Annotated in this window: 14 protein-coding genes; 6 read left to right on the top strand and 8 right to left on the bottom strand. The window is 46.3% G+C overall.

The window, feature by feature from the left end; translation table 11 throughout:
• Window positions 1-89 precede the first annotated feature (89 nt).
• The 5 genes from L0G63_RS07595 to guaD all read left to right on the top strand — a co-directional run bounded on the left by L0G63_RS07595 (window position 90) and on the right by guaD (window position 7,069).
• Entirely contained in the window at window positions 90-341 is a 252-nt protein-coding gene (locus L0G63_RS07595; protein WP_301450095.1) for a 2Fe-2S iron-sulfur cluster-binding protein, read from the top strand.
• Window positions 342-367: 26 nt separating this feature from the next.
• Entirely contained in the window at window positions 368-1,774 is a 1,407-nt protein-coding gene (locus L0G63_RS07590) for an FAD binding domain-containing protein (protein WP_301450094.1), read from the top strand.
• 97 nt (window positions 1,775-1,871) lie between these two features.
• Window positions 1,872-4,445 carry a xanthine dehydrogenase molybdopterin binding subunit gene (gene xdhB, locus L0G63_RS07585; protein WP_301450093.1) on the top strand — a complete coding sequence of 858 codons (2,574 nt, stop codon included), beginning with the start codon at window positions 1,872-1,874 and terminating at the stop codon, window positions 4,443-4,445.
• Window positions 4,438-5,502, top strand: a complete 1,065-nt coding sequence (locus L0G63_RS07580; RefSeq protein WP_301450092.1) for an XdhC family protein — start codon at window positions 4,438-4,440, stop codon at window positions 5,500-5,502. Before xdhB ends, L0G63_RS07580 begins: the two co-directional genes overlap by 8 nt.
• A gap of 136 nt (window positions 5,503-5,638) precedes the next feature.
• Window positions 5,639-7,069, top strand: coding sequence for a guanine deaminase (gene guaD / locus L0G63_RS07575; RefSeq protein ID WP_301450091.1), 1,431 nt, complete (start codon window positions 5,639-5,641; stop codon window positions 7,067-7,069).
• Window positions 7,070-7,212: 143 nt separating this feature from the next.
• Here the strand turns inward: guaD and L0G63_RS07570 are convergent, their stop codons facing one another.
• The 7 genes from L0G63_RS07570 to uraD form a co-directional block, all read right to left on the bottom strand.
• On the bottom strand, window positions 7,213-7,740 hold the full coding sequence (locus tag L0G63_RS07570) for an ureidoglycolate lyase (protein WP_301450090.1): 528 nt from the start codon (window positions 7,738-7,740) through the stop codon (window positions 7,213-7,215).
• On the bottom strand, window positions 7,740-8,858 hold the full coding sequence (gene alc, locus L0G63_RS07565) for an allantoicase (protein WP_301450089.1): 1,119 nt from the start codon (window positions 8,856-8,858) through the stop codon (window positions 7,740-7,742). Before alc ends, L0G63_RS07570 begins: the two co-directional genes overlap by 1 nt.
• 112 nt (window positions 8,859-8,970) lie before the next feature.
• The gene (puuE, locus tag L0G63_RS07560; RefSeq protein WP_301450088.1) at window positions 8,971-9,951 is read right to left on the bottom strand and encodes an allantoinase PuuE; all 981 of its coding nucleotides are present in this window, start codon (window positions 9,949-9,951) and stop codon (window positions 8,971-8,973) included.
• Window positions 9,952-10,076: 125 nt separating this feature from the next.
• Window positions 10,077-11,591: an NCS1 family nucleobase:cation symporter-1 gene (locus tag L0G63_RS07555; protein ID WP_301450087.1), complete on the bottom strand. Its 1,515-nt coding sequence runs from the start codon at window positions 11,589-11,591 to the stop codon at window positions 10,077-10,079.
• Between the two features lie 169 nt (window positions 11,592-11,760).
• Window positions 11,761-13,086: a urate hydroxylase PuuD gene (locus L0G63_RS07550; RefSeq protein ID WP_301450086.1), complete on the bottom strand. Its 1,326-nt coding sequence runs from the start codon at window positions 13,084-13,086 to the stop codon at window positions 11,761-11,763.
• A gap of 93 nt (window positions 13,087-13,179) precedes the next feature.
• Window positions 13,180-13,548 carry a hydroxyisourate hydrolase gene (gene uraH, locus L0G63_RS07545; RefSeq protein ID WP_301450085.1) on the bottom strand — a complete coding sequence of 123 codons (369 nt, stop codon included), beginning with the start codon at window positions 13,546-13,548 and terminating at the stop codon, window positions 13,180-13,182.
• 158 nt (window positions 13,549-13,706) lie between these two features.
• Complete coding sequence (uraD, locus tag L0G63_RS07540; RefSeq protein WP_301450084.1) at window positions 13,707-14,228, bottom strand: 2-oxo-4-hydroxy-4-carboxy-5-ureidoimidazoline decarboxylase; 522 nt, start codon at window positions 14,226-14,228, stop codon at window positions 13,707-13,709.
• Window positions 14,229-14,734: 506 nt separating this feature from the next.
• On the opposite strand from uraD, the gene L0G63_RS07535 reads away from it, so the two are divergent.
• Window positions 14,735-15,400: a TetR/AcrR family transcriptional regulator gene (locus L0G63_RS07535; protein ID WP_301450083.1), complete on the top strand. Its 666-nt coding sequence runs from the start codon at window positions 14,735-14,737 to the stop codon at window positions 15,398-15,400.
• Window positions 15,401-15,641: 241 nt separating this feature from the next.
• Here L0G63_RS07535 and L0G63_RS07530 read toward each other — a convergent pair whose 3' ends face one another.
• Window positions 15,642-17,048: a nucleobase:cation symporter-2 family protein gene (locus L0G63_RS07530; RefSeq protein WP_301450082.1), complete on the bottom strand. Its 1,407-nt coding sequence runs from the start codon at window positions 17,046-17,048 to the stop codon at window positions 15,642-15,644.
• Between the last annotated feature and the right edge of the window lie 336 nt (window positions 17,049-17,384).

Raw genomic sequence — 17,384 nt, 5'->3', positions numbered from 1 at the left:
ACGATATCAGTCAATCGCTTAGATTTAGTACTCAAGCCGCTAATTTTTCAGTCTTATACTTACCTTTATCATTTTAGCCGAGCCTTGCTATGATTAGTTTTTATCTCAATGGAAAATACCATGAGCTAACCCAGCTTAACCCCAATACGACAGTGCTTGAGTATCTGCGATTGCATGAAGGCCAGACTGATACTAAAGAGGGCTGCGGCAGTGGTGACTGCGGTGCTTGTACGGTGATGGTTCAGCGCCTGCCGCAAGCGAGTCAAATGCGTGATGCCAAACATGATGATAAAAAAATGTCATACCTCCTTTTTATACGATCAACTCCTGTATCACGCTAGTGTCGCTGATGGATGGTCATCACCTGATGACAGCGTCCTACTTGGCGGACAATCCTGAGCATCATCCAGAGCGCGCTATGCTGCATCCAGCACAGCAGGCGATGGTTGAGTGTCACGGGTCGCAGTGTGGTTTTTGTACCCCTGGGTTTGTCATGTCACTGGCTTGCGTTTACGAAAACAATCGTATGCAGACAAGTTCAGAAGCAGCAAATCAGAGTGATGCTAAGCAGTTGAGCTATGATGAAGTGGTTGCGTCGATATCGGGCAATTTATGTCGCTGTACAGGCTATCGTCCGATTATCGAGGCAGGCCTACTGATGAGCGATATCGGTCAGAAAAGAGAGGCAGAGCATTCAGCGGTGAAAGACTTGACTATCAGTCTCGCAACAGACGCGATGGGTAGTACAAAGGAATCAGCAGTATCTGCAAATGCGCCAGCTGAAGCCGAGTCGGACAATGTAGAGTCAACAGCTATTGCCCCTGCACTCAATGATGCTGGGCGACGGTTATATATACCCAAGTCACTAGACGAGCTTAATCAAATATTAGCAGCTAATCCGCAGGCGACGATCTGGGCAGGTGGTACGGATTTGGGATTGAGTGTAACCCAGCATCTAATCGATCATGATGTCATTATTCAGCTCTCAGGTATTGAGGCGCTAAAGTCTTGGTCGCTATCAGATGCAACTAGTAACACATCGACTGACGAACAAACTCAAAGTCAGTCTCTAGTGCTAGGGGCTGGTATGAGTTACAAGCAAATGCTCCCTGTGCTTGAGCAGTATTTTCCACGCTTTGCGCAAGTGTTTGAGCGTATTGCTTCTCCGCAAATTCGTAATATGGGCACCATCGGCGGCAATATAGCTAACGCATCCCCGATTGGCGATTTACCACCGATTCTCTTGGCACTAGATGCATCAATTCATCTGCGTCATTGCGCGCCGAATCGTGAAGAGCCAAGTCATGTGTCTTATACGGATGAAATCATACCGTTATCAGCATTTTTCTTAGATTATAAAAAAACCAAGTTGCAAGCAGGCAGTTATATTGTCGCTATTCATATTCCTTTGATGCAAGATCATCAGCATTTATTTATCCATAAGATTAGCAAACGCTACGAAGATGATATCTCAGCGTGCTTGCTTGCGGCGCGGCTTGATGTGTCAGCAGATGGTGCAATTATCGACAATGCAAAGCTTGGGCTCGGTGGCATGGCAGCGATACCACTGCTTGCGGTGCACTGTCAGCAAGCGCTTATTGGTCAAGCTACTGATGTTGCAAGTTTTGAGCAGGCGGCACAGGTGTTATCTGCAGATGTCACACCGATGACGGATGTCAGAGCCAGCCGCGAATATCGCATGCATGTGGTGCAGCGTCTACTCGTGAAGTGCGGCAAACAATTAGTAGCAGAGATGCAGGCTGAGAGCGCTTGACTATCAGCGTAATTGAGTATCAATACTGCTTCATGAGTGTATTTGTCAGAAATAAAAAAGCGCATCAGTAAATGCGTACTAATAGAAGAGATTTGCTATGAGCCATCATTCATCTTTATTTGACAGTTATAGTATCCGCCGCGTGCGTCCGCCAAAAAACAAGATCGGCACGTCAGCCAAACACGACAGTGCGATCACCCATGTGATGGGTACGGCAACTTATGTGGATGATATTGCCAAACCACAAGGCACGCTACACCTAGCGGTAGGTAAAAGTAGTCACGCCCATGCTCGCGTGTTAAGTATGGATTTGAGCGCTGTCAGAGATGCGGATGGGGTAGTAGACGTTTTAAGCTTTGAAGATTTGCCTGCTCAGACGGATATCGGTGCGGTGTTCGATGGTGAGCCACTAATGGTAGATGACATTACAGAATATGTCGGACAGACGCTATTTGTAGTGGTGGCGAGCAGCCACCGTGCTGCCAAAAAAGCGGCTACTAAGGCCGTGGTTGAATATGAGCCATTGCCTGCGGTGCTGAGTATTGATAAAGCGCTAGAGCAAGAGTTTTTTGTGCGTCCGAGTCATTTTATGAAGCGTGGTGACGCCGCGACTGCGCTTGAGAATGCACCGATTCGTATTGAAGGTCATATTCATATGCGCGGGCAAGAGCACTTTTATCTTGAAGGACAAGTGTCGTATGTGCTGCCCTGTGATGATGGCGGGCTGGAAGTGTACACGTCGTCGCAGCATCCAAGCGAAGTGCAGCAGCTCGTCGCCGAAGTGACGGATTTGCCGTTTCATGCGGTCAATACGGTCGTACGCCGTATGGGTGGTGGTTTTGGTGGTAAAGAGACACAAGCGGCGGCGTGGGCGTGTCTGTGCGGTATCGTTGCCAAGCGCCATAACGTTCCTGTCAGTATGCGGTTAGATCGCCAAGATGACATGGTCGTGACCGGTAAACGTCATGAGTTTGCCAATCGTTATGAGGTTGGCTTAGATAAGTCTGGGCGTATATTGGGCGTCGATATGCAATTGGCTGGTCTGTGCGGTTATGCGCCAGACCTATCTGATGCCATCGTCGATAGAGCGATGTTTCATTGTGATAATGCCTATTACTATCCAGCGGCTCATGTGGCAGGTCATCGCTGTAAGACGCATACCGTATCCAATACGGCCTATCGAGGATTTGGTGGTCCACAAGGCCTAATGACCGCTGAATATATGATGGACCATATTGCCTATACATTAGGGCAGGATCCGCTGCAAGTGCGCCTAGCAAACTTATATCAAGATGGTCAAAGCACCCATTACGGTCAGACCATTGAGCATTTTGATTTGGCGACCATTATGAGCACACTGGCAGCGGATTGCGATTACGACAAACGCCGCCAACAAATTATAGCAGCCAATAAACAAGCCGCCGCAGAAGGCAGTGACAAGCGTTTGGGTCTTGCGCTAACGCCCGTAAAATTTGGTATCTCATTTACCGTGCAAACGCTCAATCAGGCAGGTGCGCTGGTACACATTTATACCGATGGCAGTATCCATCTAAATCATGGTGGTACGGAGATGGGGCAGGGTTTATATATTAAAATTGCCCAAATTGTCGCCAATGAGTTTGATGTGGATCTAGATACAGTAAAAGTCTCAGCGACGCGGACGGATAAAGTGCCTAATACTTCACCAACTGCCGCGTCATCAGGGACAGATATCAATGGTAAAGCGGCACAAAATGCGTGCTTGAGCATCAAAGCACGCATTGTTGAATTTGCTGCTGAGCATTTTGAGGTGGCACAAGAAGAGATACGCTTTGAACAAAACCACGTCTATATCGGCGATAAAGAGACACTAACCTTTGCTGAAATGATTCAGCTGTCGTATCAAAACCGTATCAGCCTGTCGTCTACTGGCTACTATAAAACGCCGAAGATATTTTACGATCGCTCCAAAGCATGGGGACGTCCGTTCTTCTACTTTGCCTTGGGTGCAGCTTGTGCTGAGGTTGAGATTGATACGCTGACAGGTGAGTACAAAGTGCTGCGCTGTGATGTGCTGCACGATGCAGGGCAATCGATCAACCCTGCCATTGATATTGGTCAGATTGAAGGGGGTTTTGTGCAAGGCATGGGCTGGCTCACAGCAGAAGAGCTGATCTGGAATGATAAAGGAAAGCTGGCTTCCGACAGTCCTGCCAACTATAAAATTCCAACGGCGCATGACTTGCCTAAGCAGTGGAATGTCAAATTATACGACCGCAAAAACGAAGAACAAACGATTTATAACTCTAAAGCCGTTGGTGAGCCGCCGTTTATGCTGGCAGCCAGTGTCTGGTGCGCTCTCAATAATGCCGTGGCTAGCCTCGGTGATTATCAAAAGAATCCAGAGCTGACCATGCCTGCGACGCCAGAAGCGGTACTAAAAGCAGTCATGCGTATGGAAGGTTCGTCTTGGGATCTAGAGACCAAAGCGGACAAGGATACGATGGATAGCCTTGTTGAAGGTGTAGAAGAAAAGGGCGGTCTCTATAACGACAAAGTCATGCCGCAAGATGTACGCCATGCCAAAGATATTGATCCAAAAGAGGTAGCCGGCAAACAGACTGATGAGCAGCCAGAAGCGATAGAGCACCCAAATGTTGCAGGGGCAAGAGGTCCTGCGCACAGTGAGTGAGTCATTAGCACCGCCAGTTATCTGGTATGAAGGTCTGGCGCGATATCAGCAGCAAGGCACCGCTCATGTGTTGGCAACGGTTGTGGCTGTGAATGGCTCAGCCCCGCGTGCGCTACAGGCAAAGATGATTGTCACACAGGATGGTATCGTGGATACGCTGGGCGGCGGCGGTCTTGAGCACGATGTGATTATCACTGCACGGCAACTGCTAAACGGTGAGATAGCAGCGATAATATCAAAAGAAGTCAAACCAAAAGTTTCTGAAGCTAATGAGACAAGCGCGTCAGCTCCTTCTAAAGCGGTACGCCGAGACGCGGTTTATACTAAGCATTACCCGTTGGGTGCAAAGCTGGCGCAGTGTTGCGGCGGTAGTGTCACTATTATGTTCGAATGCTTTAATGTGACACCGCCGATGTCAGTACTGGTATTTGGAGCAGGTCATGTGGCATCAGCACTTATGACTATCCTTGCTGAATTGCCATGTCAGGTAGATTGGGTAGATAGTCGCCCAGAGATGTTTGAGCGTTACTTAAGTAATAAGCCAAATACTGATAAAGCACATCAGACAGACTGTAACCGCCACACTTCAATATCACATAACAATGCTGAAGCACGACCATTAGAATCAAACAAAACAGCATCAACCCAACCAACCTCTTATAAGCTACCAGCGCATATCCGTCCGCATATCGATGACGATCCTGTCGATTTTGTGCGTCCATTTATCGAGCAGGGTGGTCAGCGTTTTATTTTGGTTATGACGCATGACCATAGTGTGGATTTTGAGCTGGTGCGAGCAGCATTAGATACTGTTTCTGATGTCTGCTTAGCTGATGGTAAGCGCTCAGATATCTCATTACCTTATATTGGCTGTATTGCCTCATCCACCAAAGCCAAACGCTTTAGAGACCGTTTGATTCAGCGTGGCTATAGTGAGCAACTAGTCAATCAGCTCACCATGCCAATCGGATTACCCATCGGCGGCAAAGAGCCAATGGCGGTGGCCGTATCTATCGCGGCACAGCTACTACAGCAATATCATCAGGCTGAACACTGAGTTTTTATACTCAATATAGCCCCGTTTCAGCATTGTTATTTTCCGTCGAATTATTAAACGCTCAGCACAATTTATTAAAATGTTCAGCATTATTTATTAACATGCTCCGCATTACCAAGCCATGTGAGACCATCCAATGACCCTACATATTTATCAAGCTCATTTATTACATTATATCAGCGAAGATGACCTTGCTAAGCGTACGGCTGCTGAATTATCCGATACTAGAATTCCTGAATTTTTCGTAAATCTGACCGTTGATAAAGATACAACGTTGCTTCCAGTAATTGCAGGCGTGCGTGTTTACCCTGAGTATATTGCCGACGGTGCACTTGTTATTGATGATGAGACTGGACTGATTATTAATTATGGCAGTCGAGAGGCAATGCTAGCAAATTATGTGCTGACCGCTACTAATGACAGTCAAGAACCAGTACAGATTCATGACCATCGGCACAAACTCATCATGCCGGGTTTTATCGATACCCATGTTCACTATCCGCAGATAGATATGATCGCCGCTTATGGTGAGCAACTGCTCGACTGGCTCAATAATTACACCTTTGTGACGGAAGCCAACTTTGGTGATCCAAAAATAGCGCATGATACCGCGCAGTTTTTTTTGAACCAATTACTTGCCAATGGCACGACCAGTGCGATGGTTTTTGCGACCAGTCATCCATTATCTGCCGAGGCGTTTTTTGCTGAAAGCCATAGGCTCAATACGCGTATGATCACGGGTAATGTCTTGATGGACCAAAATGCGCCTGAGGCGCTATGTGTGCCTGCTGAGCAAAGTATCCGTGACACTCAAAATATCATTGATAATTGGCATGAGCGCGGGCGTCAGCATGTGGCCATCACGCCGCGCTTTGCGATTACGTCGAGCCCTACACAATTACGTCTGGCAGGTGAGTTGTATGCCAGCCATGACAGTGTGTATTTGCAAACGCATCTGGCAGAAAACCGTGATGAGGTGGCTTTTGTGCAGGAGCTGTATCCCAATCATAAAGGTTACCTCGACGTCTATGATGATATGGGATTACTGGGCCGCCGTACCACCTTGGCGCATGGTATCTACCTTGAGACACCAGAATACGAGCGTCTACGCGAGACTGGCACGCAGATATCACATTGTCCAACGTCCAATCTGTTTTTGGGTAGTGGACTGTTCAATTTACCCAAGACGTTAAGTTATACCGATGTCAGTATCGCCACTGATGTTGGAGCAGGGACGAGCTTATCGATGCTCACGACGTTATCAGAGGCGTACAAAGTCCAGCAACTACAAAGTAATCAATTATCAGCACACCAAGGGTTGTATCAGATCACTTTGGGCAATGCGCAGTCGCTACTATTGGATGATAAGATTGGTAACTTTATGCCCAGTAAAGAAGCGGACTTTGTCGTGATTGATATGAAGGCCACAGCACTGTTAGAGCGACGTATGACGCAGACCAAAACCCTTGAGGAGCAATTGTTCGTACTCATGATGCTGGGTGATGATAGAGTGATTGAGCAGACGATAATTGCCGGTCAGAGCCGCTATCGAAAATCTGCGGTCTGATAAACTGGCGAAAAATATGAGTCACAAAAAATCCCCGTTTATATATCATAAACGGGGATTTGATTGGTCTGTGTCTTTTGTGCTGTGCTTTTTTGTCTGTGCTTGTGAGATAGCTTGGCGGCTTTTTTTCTAACTGACATTTTCTAACTGACGTCTTCTAACTCAATAAGCACACCCCAATCCGTAATATCTATCTCATGGCAGTTGTTGCCCTCACCATTGATACGATCAATCACCAAAAAATCACTGTCGCGTCCAAGCGCCAATAAGGGATGATGCCAGACGTTGGCAGCATACTGTACGCCTTGATGAGACTTGGCATAAAACACGGCCAGATCATCGGCCGACTGCGGCGGCGTGCCTGCTTTGGCAACGACGACGACATAGTCCTGACCTTCCATCGAGACAAATGCTTGCGTGCCAAACGGATGATATTCCATGACGGAGAGGGCAATCGGATTCTCACGTTTTTTGGCTCGAAAGATACTTATGCCAACAGTGCCACCCTCAAGCTGACTCGCAGCAAGTGCATGATGGCGAACCGCATAGCCATTATTGATCTCGTAAGTGTTGTCAGCGGTTTGCTCCTCCTCACTATAGCGCTCGATAACCGAGCCGTAAGGGGCAAAGTTGGCTTTGGTCAGAGGCTGAGCCGTTAGGATGACACTCATTATTTGACCTCTGCATCAGCAGTAGTACCTGCCTGATCTACCACTTTGCCAAACACGCGCACGCGGCTGATACCACCATCGGGGAAGATATTGACGCGAATATGCGTGATAGGCTGGTCTATTAAGAGCTTGTCGTTACCAAAGGTATGGACATCATCCGCATTGGTTTTTTGCGGGTCAAGCAACGTATCCCAAAACATACTTTGCGTCACTAAGGTTTGCTCTGGGGTATTTGGCGAGTAGACGGCTTGAATGGATACTTTATCAGGGTAGTTGCCTTTAAAATGAGCGGTATCGATTTCGATAGAATCCACGATACCTGCTTGACCTAAGGCAATAATGCACCAGTCATTGCCTGGCTCACGGCGGCGACGTGTCTCCCAGCCATCCCCCATATTGGGCGCTTTGGTCGGTAACAGTAGATTGCTGGCGGCACCAAAATGTGCGTCGTTACTGGCGATTGCACGGCCGCCATTTAACGCGCCTGCCAAGTCGAGCATTTCACCTTGATTGTTTAGGCTGGCATCGAGCTGGATGGCACCATAGACACGCAGTCGAGCCACGCCGCCATCTGGATAGATGTTCAGACGAATATGGGTGACCGTTTGCTCATCATTAATCTCAACAAACTCATGATGATTGCCCTGTAGTGGAGTCATGCCGACAAGGGGCTGCCAGTTTTTACTGTCCCAGTCTTTTTTACTGAGACTAGTAAGCTCAGTTTCATCTTGCTGTAGTAGCTCTGGCGCGTATAAGCTATCGACACTGGCAGAAGAGGGGAAGTTACCCGTAAAGTGACTGGTATCAATATCGAGACCCGCGATTTTGGTCGGACGCGCCAGCTGAATGACTAAATAATCATAGCCTAAATGACGCTTACGGCGCGTCTCCCATCCGTCCATCCATTTGCCGTTGTCGTCGAATTTGCCGACCACAAAGACAGGCGCATCAGGATTTAGGATACGGCTTTTATCCGCAAAAAAGTCATCGGTCGCAAACAACGCTTTGGCACCCAAACGACTGTCAGCCACGTTAGATTTTTTAGTAAAGGCTGGCAGGCTCTCAGGCAGATTGTTTGCTGAGATAATTTGTCCGACTTCTGAAGTGTTTTGACTCATCATGATTCCTTTTGTTTAATATTAGGTTTAATTGATCGTGTGCCGTTTGTTTTATTTATTCGACACACTGCGGTGTACTTGACAGCCGTGGTAGTGGCTGTCGTGGCAAAAGCTACATCCAGTTGGCTGTGTTGTCTGGTGTTGCTGGATGGTTGTCGTACCAGTGCTTCGCGATCTCATCACGGCGGCATATCCACACGTCAGGCTTATTGGTGATGTATTGCAAAAACTGTTTTAGCGCCTTGATACGTCCTGCCCGTCCGATAATACGGCAATGCAAACCGATGGTCAGCATTTTTGGGGTTTCTGCGCCTTCTTCATACAGGGTGTCAAAGCTGTCTTTGAGGTATTGATAAAATGCCTCGGCATGGGTAAACCCTGGACTCGAAGAAAAGCGCATGTCATTGGTCTCTAAGCTATAAGGGATGACCAAATGCGGCTTGCGTGTGATTAGATCGCCTTCTTGGGCTTTGACATTGAGCCAGTAGGGCAGCTCATCGCCATAGGAGTCAGAGTCATAGTGATAGCCACCTTGTTCGACCACCAACTCACGTGTGTTTGGGCTATCGCGTCCCGTATACCAGCCGAGTGGCTGCTTACCGAGCATGCGCTCAAATATGTCGGTTGCACGGCGAATGTGCTCACGTTCCGTCTCGCGGTACATATATTGATAAGTGATCCAGCGCAGGCCGTGACTGGCAATCTCATGACCGTCTTCTAATACGCGCTCGATAATATGCGGGGTTTTTTCGGCAGCGGCAGCACAAGTAAAGGTGGTGATAGGAGCGCCGTACTCTTTAAACACATCCAACACCCGCCACACACCAACACGGCTGCCGTATTCAAATGCAGACTCAATAGACTGGTGACGGTTGTTAAACTCGGGCGTACCCAAAATATCCGACAAAAAGCGCTCGGACTGTCCATCGCCGTGAATGACGCTATTTTCTGCCCCTTCTTCGATATTCAAGACAAACTGTACGGCGATTTTTGCACCGCCTGGCCAGTTGGCTTTTGGTGGCTTGCCACCGTAGCCTTTTAGGTCGCGTGGGTATGTATTTTGATCAAAATCACTGGTGATTTTTTGGGTCATTATTGGTGTTCCTATATAAAAACAATAACAATATCTATCAAAGATATTCTTCTAAAAAAACAGTCTAAAAAAACAGTTAAACAATCAAGCAGTGTTAGCCGCTACGGTATCTGATACAGAAGCTTTTAACGATTCAGGGTATTTTGTGGCGACGATAGCACTTGCGGTACATGGCGCATCAATACCCAATAAGACACGCCGCCTAATGCCGCCCCAAGCAAAAATCCGTATCCCTCAAGGCTACTCAGCGCTGGCATAAGCACCGTCGACAATGAAAAAACCGCACCTATGGCAAATGCGATAAGGCCGTGGATATTCCAGCCTTTATAGTAATAGTAAGCGCCAGTGGGCTTGTCAGAAAATAAATCATCCATGTTGATCTGCTGGTTTTTGATCAGGTAATAATCCACAATCAAAATACCAAAGAATGGCGCGATGACTGCACCGACAGCATTGACAAAGCCAACGATACCAATTTGGCTGATAAAGGATAACCATAAAGCGCCCACAAAAAATGCAATGACTGCCGTAATCAAGCCGCCCATGAGAAAGTTGATATGCTTAGGAAACAGGTTGGCTAAATCGTAAGCAGGCGGTATAAAGTTGGCGACCATATTGATACCAACCGTTGCTGCAAAAAAGGTCAAGGCGGCAACGATGGTCAGTGGCAAGGCATCAACGCGCTCTACAATATCAGATGGGTTGGTCAGCGCCTCACCGAACAATACGAGCGTACCTGCAGTAATGACCAAGGCAATAAATGAAAAGAACACCATATTGACAGGTAAGCCGACCAAATTGCCCAGTTTCATATCTTTTTCACTGCGTAAAAAGCGTGAGAAATCGCCAAAGTTGATCACAACCGCCGCAAAGTAGGCGACCATTGTCCCCACAATCGCGATAAAAGCCTGCACGGGGCCACCGGTGTAATCACTATTGCTGCTAAAAATAGAGCCAATGGCGGGCAATAACTCTGATCCTGACTGATACCAGACAATCCCCATCAGTATCACCATCACCACATAAACAATGGGGCCTGCCCAATTCAAGAAATGCTTAATCGTTTCGACACCTGACCAAAACAGTAATAACTGAAATATCCAAACGATGACAAAAGCAAGCCAAGCCGTACTGTTTAGACCCAAAAAGGTTGCGTCTGAGCCGCCCATGACGAGGGTCAATAAAATGGCGACGGCGGTCGAGGCAAAGTACGTCTGCACCCCATACCAAAAAATACCAATGATGGCCCGCATCATGGCAGGTAGATTGGCCCCATTAATCCCAAGGCTTGAACGTATCAATACAGGAAAAGGAATGCCATATTTGACACTCGGCTTGCCCGTTAAGTTGACCATAAACATAACCACAAAGCCTGAGCATATGATCGCTGCCATGACCCACCAGCCACTCAACCCATAGCTCAAAAATAATGAGGCAGCAAGCGTATAGCCAAATAAACTTTGGATGTCATTTGACCAGACATTGAATATCGCAAACCACCCCCAAGTACGTTCTGACTGCTGTATGGGTGCTAAATCCTCGTTATATAACCTTGAATCTTTGGTAGAAGCGTTGAGGTGACTATGATCATAATCCATTATTTGAGGATCAAATGGTACTTGTTGGGCAGTGTCAGACATACTCATTCCTTGTATTGTTAACAAATCTGATTATTGTTAACAATAATCAGATTTGACCATCGTATGCATATATGACAGTTGCGTCAAGTGACTTCTAAAACTATGTTTGCACCATCGAGTAATTTATGATGTGTGCTTATTTTTGCTGAGCTTTAGCATCGATAAAAAATTACAATGCCGAAGCGTATGCGACAAGCTGCTGACGTTCTGAATCTGTTAACTGAGTGATATTACCAAGTGGCATATAGCCTGTTTTGACCGCAGTAACGATTTTTGCTTTATGTATCTTTAGATCCTCTGGTGTTTGCAAGATAATACCTGCTGGCGGGGCAGCAAAGCCTCGCTGTGTTGGCTGCGCTGCATGGCAAGTGCTACAGCGCATATGTACAACCTTCATCATAGCGTCATCTGCTGACACATTCACTGGCGTTGCCTCAGCGTTGGTGTTGTCGATATTGGTAGCGTCCGTATCAGCTGCTTTATCTGATAGATCGCTTGTGGTTAATGTGCTCGCTGGCGCGCCATCTGTTGTTTTGGGCGCTACAGAAGCAGTAGCGGGCATCGCTGGCGCTGGTTCAATCGGCTCAGGTCGCATCCAGATAATCAATAATACGGTCAATATGGCTGGGATAACCAAGTAGCGTGGTTTTTTATGCCCCAAATGTTTTTGGTTAAAATAGTGACGAGCAGTAGCAGTGATCACGCCAACGAAGACCAATACCAACCAACCTTTTTCATGAGCATACATCATCGGATAGTGGTTGCTGATCATGGTAAAAATAAGCGGTAGGGTAAAGTAGTTATTCATCAATGAGCGGTTTTTGGCTTGCAGTGCCAGTTCAGCCACTTCTTTGCCGGGTTTTTCGCCGCGGCGTACACAATCAACGAGTGCGCGCTGCGCTGGCATAATACCAAAGAACACGTTACCGACCATGACTGTGCCCAAAATCGCCCCTATATGGATGAACGAGGCGCGATCACTAAACAGCTGATAAGAGCCCCAACTCGCGATAACCAGCAAGATAAAAATCAGGGTACTAAAAATAAAGGCGTTTTTACCCAAATGACTGCGCACAATGACTTCATAAATAAAGTAACTACCAAATAAAAACAGTAAGCTTGTCGCAATGGCACCGATACTGGTAAAAGGCACTTTGCTTGGGTCGATCAGATAGGCGGTGGCATTGGCATAATAGACAATCGACATCATCGCCGCGCCCGTCAGCCACGTGGTATATGCTTCCCACTTAAACCAATGTAGCGTCTTTGGCATCTCCTCGGGTTCGAGCTTGTATTTGGCAATCTCATAAAACCCACCGCCATGGACGGCCCACAGATCCCCTGAGATGCCTTTGTCTGCTTTCCACTGTGGCGGCTTACGTAGGCTCAGATCTAGCCACACAAAATAAAACGATGCACCAATCCATGCCACCCCAGCGATAACATGAAACCAGCGAAAAAATAAACTCAACCATTCGAGAAGATAGGCGCCCATGTGGTAAGTGTCCTTTAATATGACAGTGTCTTGATAAAATATTTGTGAGCAGATAACGACTTTCGCTCACAGTTTTTTGATAATAAGGGTCGGTTATGATCCGCGGTAGGTACTATAACCATGCGCACTCAGAAGTAATGGCACGTGATAGTGGCTTGCGTCTTTTATCACAAAGTCGATGACTACCTGCGGATAGAATGCGGTCAGCTGCTGGGCATCAAAATATGCCTGAGTATCAAACGTCACGGTATAGCGCCCTGTATCTAGCTGACGCTCAGTGCTATCAATGCTTGACTCAAACTGCCAAGCATCTGGCGTTACGCGGCCATCGCTGTTAGTCTGTCCATGTGCCAATATTATCTTGTCACCGCTGTCTGGTATGCGGTGCAAGCGGACGGCGATATCAGCAGCAGGCTTGCCAAGGTGTGTGTCTAAGATATGTGATGATAAGGTGGCAGACATAAGGCTTCCTATTTAGTAAATTTAGTAAAAGCATATTCAGTAAAAATATAAAGAGCACTGTAGTGCTAGAGAAGGGTAGAAAGATCGTATCGTAACGCTATTTGTCATAAGAGCTAGACATCATTAGCTATCAAATAAACCCCCATTTATTGAGTCAGCTAAACCATAGCCAGTAGTTTGCGCAGACGCAAACGAGTGATTTTATTTTGTTCTGCGGCGGCATTGGCCAGCTCTGTGGCACGATCGTTTGGCAGGCGCGACAAGAGCAAATCGAGCATTTGCGCCGCGCTTTTACCAGTGGCAAAGACAATAAATATAAACCCAAACTTGTCCAGATAGTCTTGATTGGCTTTGGCAAGCGCTTCGAGTACATCGTCTGCCGCATCATTAGCGCCAGATTGCTCATGGGCGGCGCTACTTTGTGTGTTGCGATACTTCTCTTTTAACGAAGCCACATTACCGATCTGAGGATGTCCATCAAACGCTTCTAGTAAATTGGCCTCATTGGTTTGTACCTCATCCCAGATAGCGTCGCTACTTGCTAAGAGCGCATCAACGTCTGCAAAAGGGCGAGCGTAGGCAAGCTTGTTGGCCCAAGCGCTACTGGTGCAACAGATCAAAAGCTTCGAGACTGCGACCTCTTGAGACAAATCATTAAATTGCGCTAAGGTTAAGCTCATGACGATGTCCTTATTTTAATATGACCGTCCATTGTGGGTATTTGGTGGCTATGGTTTATGAATAATTCTAAAGCTGGTCTAATGACAGTGCTGATTTAATAACAGTTCATACACGATGACTTTTTGCCTAAACGTAGCGGTATAATCGAAGGTATTCATACATTCATATCGTTCATATTTTTAGCTATTCATTTATTTGTTTAAATGAGACGTTAAGCTTTACTTCAATCGTTGGCTTATTCATTATGATAAATTGTCAAGACACCACAGATTTTTTGTACCAACACGCCCTAATGTCGCTGCAAAAATATGATGGCAATACGATGCCAGTCGACATATGAGCGATTTATGGTTACCATTCTGCTAAAACCTGACCAATTGGTCAACTGTTTTATCGGAAATTTTTAATTTATCGGCTAATACTGCGCGAATGTGAACGTTGTATATATCAAGGAACATCGCGATTATTTGGTCGAACCAGCCACCCAGAGTGAGATACGACTGCTATGACTCAAGACAATCAGCAAGAAGAAACCCTGACTACTGACGCGCCGTCACATCGTAGTCAGCAAGCCACCCGCGCGCACAATCAAGCGCTGATACTAGCGGCGGCTGAAGAAGAGTTCGTGCTCCAAAGCTATCGCGGTGCTACGATGCAAGGGATTGCCGATAGAGCAGGATTGCCCAAAGCCAATGTCCATTACTATTTTAAAAATAAAAAAAACCTATATATGGCGGTGCTGCGCTCGATTATTGAAGAGTGGAATGATGGTTTGGTGACGATGACGGTCGATAGCGACCCAAAAATAGTCATTGAAAAATTTGTTCGCACCAAACTGCATCAAGCTTTTGTCAATCCGAGTCGCCATAAGTTGTTTGCCATTGAGGTCATCGGCGGCGCGCCTCATTTGCATGAGTTTATGTCAACGACAATGAAAGAGTGGGTGAATGATAAAACCCAAGTCATGAAAGAGTGGCATAAGCAAGGCAAGATTGGGATTACAGATCCCTTGCAACTACTAATTTTGATATGGGCGACGACCCAGCGTTACGCTGAATTTGAGATTGAAATTGTCGGCCTGATGGACAAAACAGCTTATGACACAGAAGATGAAGCACGTGCGGCAGATTTTCTAGTGCCTTTTATTTTACGAGGCTGTGGACTTGAATGACTACATATAGTCGATACACTCTAAAAATGTCATAGCGCTACTGGGATGAATTTTGCGCAGCCTCTGGGAACGCAGCACGCAAGTAAAATTTATACCAGTAGCGCGTTTAAATCCATAACAGTTTTACATTCAGCTAACTATACAGTTAAGTCATTGTGATTAAGCGATCACAGTGGACGAGGTGCACAAACAAATTTTATGGCACCTCGTTTTACTTTTAGATAGGGCTAAACATTCAAATTTATGCCACTTTTTGCGCTGTTTTTAAGCCATCTTCGGCATGTTGTTCCGCAGTATCAAATTCCACACCGTAGTTTTTTGGTAGGATCATATCAAGCGTGATTGCCACAATACCGGACATCGTCACCGCTGAGCCAAAGATGTTTTGGAAAAATTGCGGCGTCTGTGAGAGTACATCAGGAACGAATGCAATACCCGTTGCTAATCCTAGTGACGTGGCGATAATCAAGACATTACGATGGGTAAAATCCACGGTGGATAGTATACGAATACCCGCCGTTGCGACAGTGGCAAACATCAGTAGCGTGACCCCGCCCACGACAGGCTTGGGCAGCTGCGTAAAAATTGCACCGAGGATAGGAAATAGACCCATCAGGCACAAGATACCGCCAACATAAAAACCAACATAGCGACTGGCAATACCTGTCATTTGAATCACGCCGTTATTTTGGCTAAAGGTTGTCACAGGAAAAGTGTTGAATACAGCCGCAATCAGCGAGTTGACACCATCACCCAACACACCACCTTTGATGCGCTTCTCATAGAGCGGGCCTTTGATCGGTTCGCCTGAAATCATAGAGGTAGCGGTCAAATCACCCGAGGTCTCAATACTGGTAATGATGTACATAAAGGCAATGGGAATAAATGCCTGCCAATCAAAACCAAAACCATATTTGAAGGGAATGGGAACGGTGAAAAAATCCGCTTCAGACACCAATGAAAAATCAATGCGCCCCATAAATACGGCAGCGAGCAAGCCTAACATCAGACCGATAAAGATAGCACTTGAGCGAATAACCTTATTGTTAATAATGCTAATGAGCACCACACTGACGAGTACGCCACCACCTAAGAGTAGGTTTGGAATACTACCGAAATCCTCAGCACCAAACCCACCTGCCAAATCAGTGAGACCTACCTTTGTTAGGGACAAACCAATCGTGACAATCACACAGCCAGTAACAATAGGGCTCATAAATGATTTGAGTTTGGTGATAAATTGACTCAAAAATATCTCAACAAATGCACCGAGAAACGACACACCAAAGATAACGGATAAAATCTCTTCAGGACTACCACCGCGGTTTTTTACTACAAATCCTGCTGTCAATACTGCCGCCAAAAAACCAAAACTGGTGCCTTGTAATGCCATAAGGCCAGAGCCGATGGGACCGATTTTTCGCGTTTGAATAAAAGTTGCGACTCCAGATACGATTAAGGACATGCTTAGCAGATAGGGGATATGCTCTCCTAAACCTAAGGTGCCACCGATAATTAATGAAGGGGTAATAATGCCAACGAAGGCAGCAAGTACGTGCTGTATGGCGCCTAAGAATGCTTTGATAGGGTTGGGGCGGTCGTGCAGTCTATATAATAAATCAGTATTTGCTGGAACGTTTTCACTCATGGTGGTTTCCTCCTAGAATAACTGCTTAGCACCCGCTTCACTGTAAATATCAGACAACGTGGTAAATCGCGAGATATAAGTTAACACTCAATCCTTGACTTGTTTTTTATCGATTCAAATAATAGGGGTAAGTTCCCGACCTTAAAATAGACAACAGCAATAGTTTATATTTGTTGGCCAATATCTAAATAACCTGACCAATTAGTCAGACCTATTTAGGATATAGGTAAAATGAAAGTTAATGCAATGTTTTTTTTGGTACTAACCGGTTTACGGGTTTGTTACTAGGGCGTGTTGAACATTCGACCATGGCACTGACAGCGACTATTTTTTAGG

It is taken from the genome of Psychrobacter sp. (genome assembly GCF_030454045.1).
Classification (GTDB): Bacteria; Pseudomonadota; Gammaproteobacteria; order Pseudomonadales; family Moraxellaceae; genus Psychrobacter.
This window is presented reverse-complemented; position numbering and strand designations above follow the sequence as displayed.